General features: G+C 35.0%; 12 protein-coding genes. 1 reads left to right on the forward strand and 11 read right to left on the reverse strand.

Annotated elements, in window-relative coordinates; translation table 11 throughout:
* From H8B04_RS17420 to H8B04_RS04745, 11 genes are all read right to left on the reverse strand, one after another.
* Nucleotides 1–96, reverse strand: a 96-nt coding sequence (locus tag H8B04_RS17420) for a helix-turn-helix domain-containing protein (protein ID WP_149914989.1), incomplete at its 3' end; no start/stop codon positions are given.
* Nucleotides 97–322: 226 nt separating this feature from the next.
* A complete protein-coding gene (locus H8B04_RS04700) occupies nt 323–478 on the reverse strand; it encodes a hypothetical protein (protein ID WP_165290664.1) in 156 nt (51 codons plus the stop codon).
* 327 nt (nt 479–805) lie between these two features.
* Entirely contained in the window at nt 806–2,290 is a 1,485-nt protein-coding gene (locus tag H8B04_RS04705; RefSeq protein WP_190301620.1) for a calcineurin-like phosphoesterase C-terminal domain-containing protein, read from the reverse strand.
* Between the two features lie 64 nt (nt 2,291–2,354).
* Nucleotides 2,355–4,124, reverse strand: coding sequence for a hypothetical protein (locus tag H8B04_RS04710; RefSeq protein WP_190301621.1), 1,770 nt, complete (start codon nt 4,122–4,124; stop codon nt 2,355–2,357).
* 5 nt (nt 4,125–4,129) lie between these two features.
* Complete coding sequence (locus H8B04_RS04715; RefSeq protein ID WP_223815275.1) at nt 4,130–6,943, reverse strand: M16 family metallopeptidase; 2,814 nt, start codon at nt 6,941–6,943, stop codon at nt 4,130–4,132.
* A 1-nt stretch (nt 6,944) separates the two neighbouring features.
* Nucleotides 6,945–7,406, reverse strand: coding sequence for a hypothetical protein (locus H8B04_RS04720; RefSeq protein WP_190301622.1), 462 nt, complete (start codon nt 7,404–7,406; stop codon nt 6,945–6,947).
* A 3-nt stretch (nt 7,407–7,409) separates the two neighbouring features.
* Complete coding sequence (locus H8B04_RS04725; protein ID WP_190301623.1) at nt 7,410–8,855, reverse strand: RagB/SusD family nutrient uptake outer membrane protein; 1,446 nt, start codon at nt 8,853–8,855, stop codon at nt 7,410–7,412.
* 11 nt (nt 8,856–8,866) lie between these two features.
* Nucleotides 8,867–12,175, reverse strand: a complete 3,309-nt coding sequence (locus H8B04_RS04730) for a SusC/RagA family TonB-linked outer membrane protein (RefSeq protein WP_190301624.1) — start codon at nt 12,173–12,175, stop codon at nt 8,867–8,869.
* A gap of 14 nt (nt 12,176–12,189) precedes the next feature.
* A complete protein-coding gene (locus tag H8B04_RS04735; protein WP_190301625.1) occupies nt 12,190–13,245 on the reverse strand; it encodes a FecR family protein in 1,056 nt (351 codons plus the stop codon).
* Nucleotides 13,246–13,296: 51 nt separating this feature from the next.
* Nucleotides 13,297–13,869, reverse strand: coding sequence for an RNA polymerase sigma-70 factor (locus H8B04_RS04740; RefSeq protein ID WP_190301626.1), 573 nt, complete (start codon nt 13,867–13,869; stop codon nt 13,297–13,299).
* A gap of 245 nt (nt 13,870–14,114) precedes the next feature.
* Nucleotides 14,115–14,636, reverse strand: a complete 522-nt coding sequence (locus H8B04_RS04745) for a DUF4372 domain-containing protein (protein ID WP_190301627.1) — start codon at nt 14,634–14,636, stop codon at nt 14,115–14,117.
* Nucleotides 14,637–14,727: 91 nt separating this feature from the next.
* Between H8B04_RS04745 and H8B04_RS17425 the strand changes: the two genes are divergently transcribed.
* On the forward strand, nt 14,728–14,910 hold the full coding sequence (locus H8B04_RS17425) for a PLDc N-terminal domain-containing protein (protein WP_190301628.1): 183 nt from the start codon (nt 14,728–14,730) through the stop codon (nt 14,908–14,910).
* The last annotated feature ends 35 nt before the right edge of the window (nt 14,911–14,945 follow it).

Consider the following 14,945-nt stretch of genomic DNA (forward strand, 5'->3'; position numbering starts at 1 on the left):
AACGTAACGGATACATCCAAAATGCTTATCCAACAACACTTTTTGCTCTTGTGTTGGCTGCAATTCAAATTGATATGTCCGAAAAATTATCTTCATTCTACTATTAAATAGTTTTATTTTATGCAAAAAAACATTTTATTTATGCAGTCCGATACGTCTTTTGTAAATATCTCCATTTTGATTGAGAAACATTCACAAAAAACTTCGCTACTGTGTCTAAAAAAAGTAAGTACATCAGCACAAATCGTTCAAAACACTACTTAAAGTGTCATTTAATCTTCGTTTGCAAACATCAAAAATTGGCCTTTACAACCGCTTTAAGCTACTTTTGGAAATTAACCGCACAAAACAGGAGAGGCAACTTCTTTATTTGTGCAATTTTTCCTTCAGTGTCTTTTAACTGCTCTTTTGCCTGCGCAGTATCCAAATACGATGATGTCTTAATTAACTCTCCCGATTGTTGTTCTAGATTTCTCATCCAAGAGTTTACATCCATATATAACTTTTCATCTTTTGGATCATGAACTTAGGCGTGTGAAAAACTTAGTAAAGCACAAAATAAAACACTAAAAAAAAGTTTGTATTTAATTGTTTCAATCATAATAATTATCGTTTTCAAGGTAAATTCCAATAAAAATACTGATTATACTATTATTTAACAGATAACCTATTGAAAAATAAATGATAGATTTACCTAATGTCGAAATATTCAAAAGTGGTTATTTTGAATAATTTTCGCACATCATTTTCACATTGGTACATAACCTAAATAATAAGGTTAAAAAATGTGCTTTAGCTAAAAATTTTATTGAAATAAAACAAACTGCTCTTCTACCGAAAAACCAAACTTATCATAAGCTTTTATCCTTAATGTATATGGAAGTTGGCTGTTTGTGTTTGGCTTTTTAGCAGTCCAGATATGCGAAGAATTACGTTCCCTCAACGGAATAGCAGTATTTCCTTCCGTAGGATATATTTTAACTTTATACTTTTGCACGAGGCTCGAAACGTACGGGTCTGCTTTTCTTGTTTTTTTCATCATTTGCCATTCTCCATTGTTGATTTGATACTTTACCAATGTACTATCGCTACCTCCAAAAATATTAGCTATAATATCATTACTATCCAATGTAAGGCGCATTTGCTTTGATTCATCGATTCCTACAGCTTTATATTTAAAAGAATAGTTGTTCTGGTCAAAATCTATAATAAAATAACCTCTAGGACTACCACATTGCATCAAAGCATCCGGAATTCCATCGCTGTTCTTCTCCCCTCTCCACCAAGTTCCGCAAGTCGCACCAGCCCCAATCTCATGGATTGCACCATTTTTGAAAATATGTCTACTCACCACATGTGTATGTCCTGATAGAATTAATACATTCTCATATCCTTCCAACAATTGAAAAAAATCCTCACGGTTTCTAGTTCCATACATTGGGATATGCTGATTAATTACTATGGTAGTTTTTTTATCTACATGGGATAAGTCATTTTTAATAAACTGCAGTTGATCAGCAGTGATTCGCCCTTCATAAGTACGTTTACCCGTAGCAAACACATTGTTGAGTACTATAAAATGGACTTTACCATAATTGAAAGAATAAGTGTCAGCTCCAAAATGCGTATTAAATGCATGATTCATTGCATATTCCTTATCAAAATCTCTATCGTGATTGCCTGGTAATGTCCATGAAGGAATAGGAATATTTTCCAACATTTCTTTCACAGGAGTTAGCAACTTAATTTTATCATTGACTAAATCTCCCAGAAAAATATTAAAATCAATATCCTTTGCATTGGCCAATTCAGAGGCGATACTTTTGGAGGCATAAGCTAATTCGTCTTCATTGTCAATCTGTACATCCCCAATTGCTCCCACTCTAAATTTATCCGATGAAGCTTTATTATGGACTAGAAAATTAAATGGATTATTGGTATTAACTGTACTATCCGGATGAAAATAATAGTAATTAGCATTTAATATATACCGACTTTTACGCCCTGCTATTTTATAGTTTGATGGCAAAATAGGGAATAAAGACTGTCCTTTTTTTAATGGAATTTGATAGGCTCCTTTGCTGTCTGTTTTGACAATATCAACCCCATTGGATATCAAAATATTTTTTAAACCACGCTCATTTTTATCGACAATTCCATTCTTATTTTTATCCAAAAATACGTGTCCACGGATGCTGTGTATGCTGGTTAAGTCTTGCGCATATCCATTTACCAAAACAGAAAAGCCAAGAATTAGACCAATATATTTTAATAGATCACTTTTAATCATATTCAAAAATTTCAACTATACTAAAAGAGCGCAAGTAATGCGCTCTTTTAAATATAAAATTAGTTTATTGTCCTGGAATATCGTATTTGAATAAAACAGGTTTACTATCTATTACAGTAGCCAAATAAACTACCCCTTCGTCAGAAATACGCATTTCGTATTTATTACCGTTTAAAGGAGTTAATTGAGTGGCAGGATTCCAGTTACCAGTTGTTTCATTAAACGTGGTCACTTTGATACCATTATTCGCATCTCCGTACGCTAGGAATATTCTTCCATCTGGGTGTATTTTAATAGCTACATTATCTCTATTAGCAGAACTATTTGTTGTTTGTGCAAAACCATCCCCTAATTGCTTCCAAGAGGTACCATCCCAATGCATCACATAAGTAGCATAGCTTGGGCTATTAGACTGATAAGTCAAGTACAATTGACCGTCTTCTGAGGCATCTAAATCTATATTTAAGTTACCTGAATTAGAAGTTGATGGTCCTACATTCATTTGACCAACAAGCGACCAACCACCATTTACTTGTTTGTAAACAGATGGCTTACGAACACCAGAACCACTGGTTAAGTCCATTGTTAAGTAATATAATACACCATCTCTCCCTTTTACCAATTTCGACCAGAAACCTGTTGTAGAAGGATTAAGAGTTGTACCAGTCCAAGCCGAGTTAGAGAAGCTTTCCACATAAGTACCTCTATTTGGATAAGGAGCTGCTGCCCGTGCAAATATATATCCTATATAAGGAATATTATTTTTATCTACTTTAATGACCATATAATTGACACGATTGAATGAAGCTTGTTGCTCACCCACAAAAGACCAATAGCCGTTAGAATATTTCATAACCGAACCATACTGCTCTTTTCCTGTTACTTCATAATCTTTGTAAGCAGCATATAAGTCACCATTTGAGGCAAAATCCATAGAAATAGCATCTACACGTGTAGGAGAAAATCCAGTTTCAGCTCCAACTGGAACCCATGTTTTCGTTTCTGGATCATATTTACCAATTACGGCTTTACGATCAAGGTCAGCACTTCCCGAACGTTGAATCATAAAATAAGGTTGGTTAGTCAATGGATTAATCTCTATCCATGACGCTGCAGAATTAACAGTTAAGAAATCTGCCAATACTACTTCCGACCAAACTGGCGCAGTCAAGCGACCAACCGTAACTGTAAAAATTTCCTCTTCTGACATTTCGCTATCCGAAAGATTTAATTTCACTGGAATTGAATAATCTACTTTCGTTTGTTTTGATACAAAAGCAGCACCATTAAATTTCACAGTTGCGCCATCTGAAGTCGTGTAACGCGCTACCAATTCTGTGATGTCAGCATCAACTGGCAATTCTACACTAATATCCAATTTGGTTATTTTTGCCGAATAATCTCTGAATAAAACTCCAGGATTATCTTCAGCATAAAATCCAAATGACAAGATAGAAGCGCTTTGCAATCCTACTAAATTGTATTCAGACAAAGAAGATTCTGCGCTAAAGCGAATAGTAGTAGGAGCAGAAAGATCAATTACTGTAACACCCGACTCTACTACCTGATTTCCGATGAAAGCAACAAATTTGTCGTAATTTAATCTAAAGCTAGGAACCGCAGCTTTAATATCTACAGCGTTAGGCACACGGATATAAATAGTTTTGCCTTCTACTGTAGCATTTATAGTTTTAGTAAGTCCTTCATTACTGGAAGGCTCAAAACTGAAAGATTCCAAAACCATGTCATCTGTAAATGCTTCTTCTTTTTTACACGATGTAAAAACTGAAGTCACTAACAGGAACAACGTCATTGCTGTTAATAATCTTTTCATAATAATTAGTTCTTAGATTTTTCAGGCATTAAAACAGCCTTTATTTTTTTTGCTTTTAATATTTTATTCTCTACAAAATGGCTAACATCTTTAGCCGTCAATGCATCCAACATCGAATTGTACTTCGTGAAATAATCCCAAGATTTGAATCCAAAATAGATATGATTTCTTAGTTCAGCACTCCAATATGAATTTTTATCAAATTGCTTGTTGTAGTCCTGCAGCATAGCCAATTTAGCATCTTTCAATTCTTTCTCGAAATAAGCTGGATCTTTGGCAATCTTATTCAATTCTACAAATGCTTGTTCAATCAAAAAGTCCTTACGTTGAGGTTCACAAGTGAAATTGATACGCGAACGAAGTAGTGTAATAGGCTCCGAAGTTGCACTAATAGACATTCCCACGCCATATACTCCAGACTGCTCCTCACGTAAATTCTTACGCAATTTCACTTTGATAATGTTTTCTGCTAAATCTTGCAATAAAATCTGCGGATAATCATACGTATAATCTGTTGTTTGGAAAAACAAGTTTACTGTCGCTTTGTCCGCTTCACCAGCATAAAGAAGAATATCCTTATTTTCTACATTAGAATAATTTGGCACACGTTGTTGAGCTTTATACTCACCGCCTGGAATTGAAGCCATATATTTCTCTACAAAATTTTGCAACGTATCCATATTGAAATCTCCAATGATTACAAAATTGAAATCCTTCGCAGAACCGAATCTTTCCTTAAATACAGGAACAATGCCATCAGCAGTCAATTGACTTTCAATTCTATCTGCGGGCAATTCTTCACTTTCTGTAGCGTCAGAACCAATTGCTTTACTTATTTGATCCGAATATGCAGAAGTTACACTATATTGTTTGTTCTTAGCAGCATCAATCGCTTTCTTTTTGATTACATCAAACATCGCTGTGTCCACACGCGGATCAGTCCACTTCAAATGCAATAACTCAAACATCGTCTGTGCATCTTTCATGTAGGCACTAGCCGACAAACCTTCACGATGTGAAGAGATGATGAAAGAAGCAGAAGCCGTATTTCCATTCAGAAATTTTGTTAAGGAATGTCTATCAAATTCACCAGCACCACTTACTGCCAATACATTTTTAACAAATACACCGTTCACAAATTGAGCTGTATCCAGAGCTAAAAACCCTCCTTCACGGAACCCTGTTAGTTGAATATGATTTCTACGTTCCGTAGAAGGTTTGATATAAAGCGTAGCACCATTCGAAAGCTCCCATTTCTCTACATTAATACCAGCTATAGTGCTTTTACGGACTACTTTACCAGCTAAGGGCTGTTTGGATAATAATTGAGTAGGGATATTTTGTTTTTCCTGCCACTTTTCTAGAGGTGCATTTTTAGCTACCGCAAACATGGTTTTCAACTCGCTTTCGGTTGGCAAATCTTTAGCTACTCGTTCAGGTGCAGATAATAAAACCACGGTATTTCCTTCTTCGAAATAGGATCTAATGTGATTCAATATAGTCAACGAATCCAACTTCTCCACTATAGCATAAGATTTATTTCTTTTGTCTATCTTATCCATCAACACATCCCCATTGAAGAAATGATCTTTCAATTGACCTAATAGCATAGATGTATTCAGATTAGATTCAGAAGCTTCTGCTCTTTTCATTTGAGACAAAACTTGCTTTTTATAATCTGCTATTTCTGATGAATTGAAGCCATATTTCAAAATGCGTTCTTTTTCAACCAAAAATTCCTGAATACCTCTGTTGATATTATCATCATATAATGTAGCACCTCCAATAGAAAGTCCATTATTTAATAATAAATCCGAAAAGGAGATACTTGAGCTTTTGTAATGCAATTGTTTTTGAGCAATCTTCTCTAAACGTTTTTGAATTAACGAGTTGGATGAACTACGTACTAATCTTTTTTCTAAATCTTGCTCTGTACGTAAAGCAGACATAGCAGGCAATTTGGTGATATACGAAAAATCAATACTTGTTGCTTCCTTATCCGTATAGATCTTTACCAAGGTGTCCTTATGTATAGCTAACGCATAACGCTCGCGTGCGGGGGCTTTTGAGTTCTTTTTACGCTTAGAAAACAACTTCTTCACTACTTTTTCTGTTTTCTTAACATCCTGATTCGTAATAATGGCAATTCCCATCAAATCTGGTCTATACCAAGTATTGTAAAAATCTAGAATTGTAGGACGCGAAAAACTGCGCAAGATTTCCAAGGTACCAATAGGTTTACGATTCGCGTAACGGGAATTGTAGAATATCAACGGTAAGGTCTGATCACTCATACGTGCAGAAGCACCTTGTTTGGTACGCCACTCTTCAATAATGATTCCACGCTCCTTTTCGATTTCTTCAGGATCAAAACTCAAGTTGTAAGCCCAATCGTACACAATATCCAACGCCTTATACAGATTTTCTTCTGTTTTGGTTTCTAAAGTAATCTTGTAAACCGTCTCATCGTAAGAGGTATGCGCATTCAAATCAGCACCAAACTTCACACCCAATGATTCTAAGTAGGTAATAACCTCATTCTTTGGATAGTTTTTGCTACCATTGAAAGCCATATGCTCTACAAAATGAGCCAGTCCTAATTGATTTTCGTTTTCTTGTAGACTTCCAGCATTAACAAATAATTGTAACGCTGTCTGTTCTTTGCTTGCTGTATTTGGATAAATATAATATTTAAAACCATTCTTCAATACCCCCGACACCAGCCTAGCATCCTGCTTCAATGGCTGAGCGGTCAATCCGCTCCACGCCATTAAAAAGCCTAATGCCATCAACCAACCTATATGTGATGATTTCTGCATATTAAATTTTTACAATTTTAAATTCGGATTGATTTTTATCTGGACCCGGCAAACCTATCGTAATGTTTTTATCATTAGAAATCAACTTGATAGTTACGGTATTATCCTTTGCAGGATCAATTGGGTTACTTTTCCATCTAATAGAAATCGGCATCTCAAAATATCCTGGTTTGAAAACCAATTCTTTTGTAGTACTTACCAATTCAAAATCTACTCCTTCTTGTAATCCATTACCAACGATTACATCATACTTTAATGTAATAGGATCATACTGCATTTTCGTACTGAAATATACATTGTAATCAACAGTTTCATTACGTGTTGATTGTATGTTCACGCTCGATGCCTGATTGAGGTGTATATAAAAAAATGGATTATCATAAGGTGTAATCAACTCTTTATTACACGAAGTAATAAACAGTGATAAAACACTTAAGCATATTATGTTTATTATACGTTTCATATGTTAATTATTTACTGTTGGATTTGGTTTAATAAGCTCGTTTGCATCTAATTCATTCTTTGGAATAGGCATTACGAAGATATCATTGGGATAAGTGATTAAACAAGCTGTAGCATTACAGTTCTCACCTCTATTTACGGATTCTTTATATCGTAAAATATCATAGATACGGTGAGCTTCGAAACCTAATTCCTTACGACGCTCATCTTTGATTTGCTTAAATAAATCTTGTGGTGAAGTATATGTAACGGTAATAGCCTCTGGTGAAACATTATAAGCACGTGCACGTACAACTTTCAAATCCTGAACGGCTAAGTCATATTTTTGTTGCTGGTAATATGCTTCTGCTCTATTCAAATATAACTCGGCAGAGCGTACTACTTTAAATGTAATTGGCATTACTGTTCCTGCACTACCAGAACCATAATATTTCAAAGTCATGTTACCAGAATTCGTTGTAGCTATTAATGACTTTCTAACATCGTTATTTTCAAATAAAGAGAAGTAAGCAGAATTAGTCGTTCCTAAGAAATTAGTAGAACTATAGAATGAAGCCATATAAGGCGTAGATAAATTTGTCAAATTTAACTGCCACAAAACTTCACCCTTAATTGTTTTAAAATCAACAATCTGAGTACTGCTTCTATACATCTCTTGATATTCACTGGCTGGTACTAAACTATATTTACCTGTAGATAATACTTCCGTAGCATAGTTTTCAGCATTTGCATAATCACCCATGTATAAATAAATACGTGACAAAAGAGCTTTAGCGGCATCCGATGAAGCATATATCTTTTCATTAGCAACAGATGATAATATGGTTATACTTGATTTTAAATCTGATATAATCTGTGCATATGTTTCTTTCATTGTAGCACGGGGCATCTTAACACCTGGTGCTGGAGTTTTAGTAGGAATTGGAATACCCAAATGAGATCCATCAGCTGTGTAAGTATAATGCTGTGCATATACATTTGATAAAGCAAAAAACACCAACGCTCTTAATACACGCGCTTCACCCTCGTATTTGTTAAGCTGCTCTTTTTCCAATAAATTTAATGAGCTCGCACGTAATTCTTCTATACCTTCTAATACATTGTTAATATTATTTAAAGTAGCGTAGCCATCAGCCCATATATTGAAGGTTGCCCCCACTTGGTCTTCTTGATTATAGCTATAATTATATTCATTTAACATATAATTACTACCTGGAGTAACCATACGTACTACATCTTCTCCACGGATATCGCTATATATACCATATTCCGATTGTATAAATTTAGCAGTCAAATTGTAACTGCCATATAAAGCATCACGAACACCATTAGGATCTGCAAATAATTGCTCTCGCCCAAGTTGTCCAATTGGTTCTACCTCTAAGAAACCTTTACCACAGGAACCGAATAAAAGTGCGGTAGATAATAATGTATATTTAAAAAATTTCATTTTTCTTCTGATTAAAACATTACACTAATTGCAAATGAATAGTTTGCTGTTCTTACATTGGATTCTAATACCATATCATATGTATTCATCACAATAGAATTATCGTTGATAATATTAGCATTACTTCCATTTACAAAATTCTTAGCTGTACCTTTTTTATTACTATACGGTGTCCACATTCCTAGTTTTGAACCCATCGCTGTCAATGTAAGATTTGACAAATGCAATTTCTTAACTAGGTTATCATCTAACCTATAGCTAAAACTGATATTTTCCAAGGCTAAGTATGTTCTATCCTTCAAATAGCGTGTGGAGTTCATAATTGAAGAAGTCGACACATTAGATAATCTTGGGAAAGTAGCCAAATAGCCAGGATATTGCCATGCATTCAAAACATCAACACCTTGGTTTCCGTCCAAAATATTCAGACCATCCTGTCCGATATTTCTACTGATCTGGTCAAAGTAATACCCGCCTTTATTATATTTTAGAAATACGGACAAACCAAAATTCTTATAACTAAAATTATTAGTGATACCTCCATAGAAGTCAGGAGTTGGATTACCCACAATAACGCGATTAGCCGTATTGTAAACTTTAGTTATATTTCCATTTATATCATACCACATTGGATCTCCTGTAGAAGGATCGACACCTGCCCAACGTACTAGATAGTGAGACCTAGAATTATATCCTTCGCGCATAATCGTATTACCAGTTGATCTATCCAGTCCTTCGGATAATTCTAATACTTTGTTACGGTTTAGAGACAAAATCCAAGTTGTATTCCATTTAAAATTTTCTTTCTGAATATTATATGAGTTTACTGTAAGCTCAAAGCCTGAGTTCTGAAGTTTACCCACATTTTGGTAAATACGTCTGAAACCACCTACCATTGATACATAGGAATCATCAATTAAATCGTGCGTAATATTACGATAGTATTCCGCAGCAATATTCACACGTCTGAAGATATCGAAATCAATACCCGTATTTAACATATTGGTAGTTTCCCATTTTAATTTATCGTTCATACCACGTGACATTACAGCACCGGCATTACCTCCATAGGCATTATCGTCGGCATATGAATACACCCCTTTGGCATAATTTGATGAGAAACGTGAGTTACCCGTTGTACCATATGATACTTTGAATTTCAAGAAATTCATTACATCATTCTCTGGCCAAAAAGACTCATTACTTACTGTCCAAGCTGCACCTATAGAGCTAAATGTTCCCCATTTTACGTCCTTACCAAAGTTTGAACTTCCATCTTTACGGTAAGTATAATTCACATTATAGCGGTCATCAAAATTATAGCCAGCTCTTCCAAAATATGAGAGTAATGTTTGTTTAGCTCTGGATCCTATCCCAGTTCTATTTGTAGAGGACACAAATGAGATTTCACGGATATTGTCATTAGGGAAATTCCAACCGCCCGCGGATACAGAATGTCTATTCTCACGTCTAGCTTCTGTACCTACCATAATATCAAATTTACCCGAAAAGATATCCCGCATGTAATTCAACGTATTCGAAGACACCAAATTGACCACCTGATTTTGTGCCCTTGAAGCATAACCATTACTTGATCTACCTGTATAGTTATTCATAGACTCGTACTGATTCTCATTGATACTCGAAATATCAAAACCGTTATTCGTATTGAAATTTAATCCATCAATAATGCTATAATTAAATCCAGCATTACCCAATATCCAAATCGCATTTTGGTTATGATCATTTTGCTCAGCTAATCCAGGCATATTCTGTAGTAAACGACCATTTGGATCACGCTCTATATATTCACCTTTGGTGCCGTATGGACTTATAAGTGGAGAATATTGGTAATAAGCATTTCCTGGATTAAAAAGGTCATTCAAATTATAAGAACCATTAATTCCTCCAAAAACAGTCATGCGTTTACTTACATTTGCACGGAGGTTAGAATTCATCGAGTAACGCTTTGTTGTATTGCCTATAGTAATTAATTTATCGTCATAGACATTTCCAGACAAATAATAAGATATATTATCAGTACTACCACTAATACTAAGGCTATGCATCGTATTAAATCCATTTCTAAAGTAATGATCTGGCCAGTAGGTATTGACAGTAGTATCAATATTTCCTAGTCCATCCAGCATTCCCATTCTTTTCACAATAGAAAGGTATTGTGGACCATCCAAGTAGGTAAAGTTATTGCCTACTCGTTTATTCAAACCCGCTCGTAGAGAATAACTTATCTTTGGCTTTCCCTTTCCTTTTTTAGTCGTAACTAAAATTACCCCATTAGAGCCGTTTGCACCGTATATAGTCGTGGCGCTGGCATCTTTCAACACCGTTAAAGATTCTATATCATTTACATCCAAATACGTAAGGGGACTTACACTAACATCTGTTCCCGGAATAGAGTTCGTAGTACCACCTGTATACAATGGAACTCCATCCACAATCCATAAAGGCTCATTTGAAGTCGTTCCACCTAAGGTAGATGATTCACCGCGGACCCTGGTACTAAAACGAGGACGTGCAGATGCATTGGAACCTCCGTCCTGCGATTGAAATTCAACCCCCGGTACCAAACCTTCCAACAACGCATCGATACGTAAAGCCGGACGGTTTTCTATATCTTTAGCTGTAATGGTAAATGCACTACCTGTCTGGTTTTCTTTAGTCTCTTTCCGACCATATGCCATTACAACTACTTCATCGATATATTCGTTACTCAACTCCAAAACGACATTACGATTTACAGCCAAATCATTTGTGTTGACCTCTTTCTTCTTATAACCAATCAGACTAAAAACTATTTGAGAATTTAAAGGTGCATTGAGTTTATATTCCCCCGCATTATTCGTCATTACCGATTTAGATGTTCCTTTAATAGTCACACTCACCCCAGTAGCAGGTCTTGTTACTCCGTCTTCATCAAGTAAACTAACTTTTCCCGACAATTCTACTGTTTGTTGGATGGTTTTTAGGGTTACGGTCTTGTTTACAATACTGTACTCAAAACCTAATTCTTTAGACAACTTTACAAGAGAAGTCTCCACAGACGACTCATCCAAATTCAGATTAAAAATTTGAGAAGTACATAATTTTGAATCGTAAATAAACGAATACCCACTTTGTTTTTCCAACTGAGCCAAAACCGTTCTCAGATTTTGGTTCTTTACGTTCAACTGAATACGTTGAGCAAATGTATGCGCAGAGGCTATTGTTATCATCCCCGCAGTCATCAGCGTTGTCATCTTTAAGGACAACAACTCCGATTTACTTTTCGCCAAACGCTTCTTAAGACATTTGTGTTTCATATGATAAGGTTAAATTATTTCGAAAATTGAATTGTTAAAATATTATTAGAAAGCTGACACTTAGCTCCACTTAGATTTTCTAATACCAGCAAGACATCTTTTAGTTTCATTCCTTGCTCTAATTCGCCAGAGATACGCTGAACAGGAATTTCGCCCTGATACTGGATCTGAAAACCATACCAATTGGATAGTTGTTCTATAACGTCTTGGATCAGCTCTTCTTCAAATGAGAACTTCATTTGACGCCAACTTGTCGTATGTTTGACATCTTTTGCTACCTTAATCAAGTCTTCACCATCATTGGTAACAACTTCATTTGGAGCTACCATTACAGCCTTTTGTTCATTCCTTAGCTTTATTTTACCCTCATATAGAACAGTAACTGTTTCAGCTAATTTGGCGTAAGATTTCACGTTAAACTTTGTACCAAGCACTTCAATAGATTGATCCTTAGTTCGTACAATAAATTTTTGATTGTTATGTTTTTTTACATCGAAAAAAGCCTCACCATCGAGGTATACAATACGATTACCTTCCTCTCCAAAATTCTTTTTCAATTGAATTTTTGTATTACTGTTCATCGCTACCTTACTTCCATCAGGAAGGATTACTTTAATAAACTCTCCATGGCCAGTTTGAAGTACGCGGACATTTAAATCAGTGGAGTTTCCTGCAAGACCTACATATTTAGTAGAATCCAGAAAATCTTCCAAACTAGAATTTATAACACTACCATTGCCATTTTCATCAAATAATCGTACCCCAGAGGTAAGCTTATTATTTTCAGCATGACTTGGATAAAAGAAAAATCCTGCAGCGACCACAGCGGCCGCTGCAGCACTTGCTATATAAAGCTTTCTAAACTTTTTGATTTTCTCGTTAAATAACTGACCAGACACCCGGTGCCAAATAGATTCCTTTATTTGGTCAGGTGAAAATGTAGAATAAATAGTACTTTGCGTATCATCAAAACTATTGTACCAAGCTTCTAATTTATCTTTATCAGACTCCGATGCAATACCTTGGTTGATACGCTGGATTATTTCGTTAATCTCTTGATTAGGGTGCATAAAATGTTAGTTACTACTATATAGTACTACAACTAACTACCTACGCACGGTCTAAAATAAAAAAATTATAAAATTTTGAGTATTTCGTAGAATTTTTCGCAACACTTTTAGGGCTTTGCTTATTTGATTTTCAACAGTACGAGGCGAAATTTCTAATTTCTCCGCAATTTCTTTACTGTTCAAATGATCTATTCGACTATATCTAAAAATCAATTTAGTTTGCGGAGGCAACTGTTCTACGCCCTGCATTAGTATATAATGCATCTCTTTATAATTTAACGCTTCGTTCAAATCCATTTGATCTAACCTATCCAATACGCCAAACTCAAGCGGATTGATAGAATCATAACGCGAAATACGATTCAAATATTTAATTACTGAAAACTTAGTAGCTTGGAATAAATAAGCGGATAAATTTTGGATTTGTGGTAAATTAGGGTGTTGCCAAAGAGAAATAAAAATATCTTGCACAATATCTTCTGCGGCCTCCACATCTTGCAGCCTATTATTACAAGAAGCAAATATCTTATCCCAATATCTATTATACAATTCTTGAAATGCAGATTGATTTCTATCGTTGCTAATGAGGAGTTGAAGGTCGTAGTCCGATATTGAACTGTACATATAAGCAGATATTTACTAGAAATTTACTTTTCGTTAAGAAGTATATTTTCTTCACCAAAGTTATAAAAAATATCTAACTCTATTAAGAACGAAAGTCTTACATTAAATAATTATAAGCTAATTTAGAATGTATATCTCTAGTATGGCTACCTCAATAATAAATATTACTATATTCAAGAAATAAATTATACAATGACGATCTCGGGTAAAGATATAACATTGATTATCACAGCTTCTATCCACAATCACCACACAACTGTGATATGCACAAAACTGGGCATACAGCCATCATAATCAAGTATAGTATGAAGTTTCACCGCTCCCTTAGCACTGCGGAATTTACCCCAATCAAATACACTTAAGCATAAAGGAATAATAGTAGCATCCATGAGATATACTTTCCGCTTAAGTCTATTAAGCTCAGCTCGTCTAGGAGAATTTCTATTCCACAAATGTTCCAAAAGTTTGTAATAAAGATCTCGAAATAGGCGATGATCGCGATGTTTGTTGATGTAGGATAAATTGGACTTGCTGGGTGTCCGAGAGATGCCCATGTGGCTCATGTTACCTGTAGTACTACGCAGACCATTAGAAATATCACGAACGGAATCCGCAGATGAAAGATAGCAGAAAAGCATACTAACAAAGTGTGTCCAACTGTTAATTCCTTTATGATGCTTGTCGCTTTGGTACTTTTGAACCAATTTATTAAAAATGTCACGGTCAACTAGACTTAATATCTGAGAAAATACGTTTATATTTACCATGGCGGTTGGTTAATTTTAGCAAATTAAATATAGCAAACCCTGCTATATAAATCTACCGCCATTTTTTCCTTATTTACGCTTCTGATTGATTATGTATATCCTTTTAATCATAATTGCAATAAGCCTTTGGGCAAGTGCCATTTATCAGGTAGTGAAAAATCAAAATCTTTCATTCTCCCAAAAATTACTCTGGATAATTGCTTTATTGATTTTTAATGTGCTAGGAATTATTGTGTATTTTGCTATGCAATATCATCCACGAAGTTGGTATTAAGAAGAGCTAATTTAATTGCAAATTCTGTCAAAGAT

Origin of the sequence: Sphingobacterium litopenaei (genome assembly GCF_014692495.1) — a bacterium.
Taxonomy (GTDB): Bacteria; Bacteroidota; Bacteroidia; order Sphingobacteriales; family Sphingobacteriaceae; genus Sphingobacterium; species Sphingobacterium litopenaei.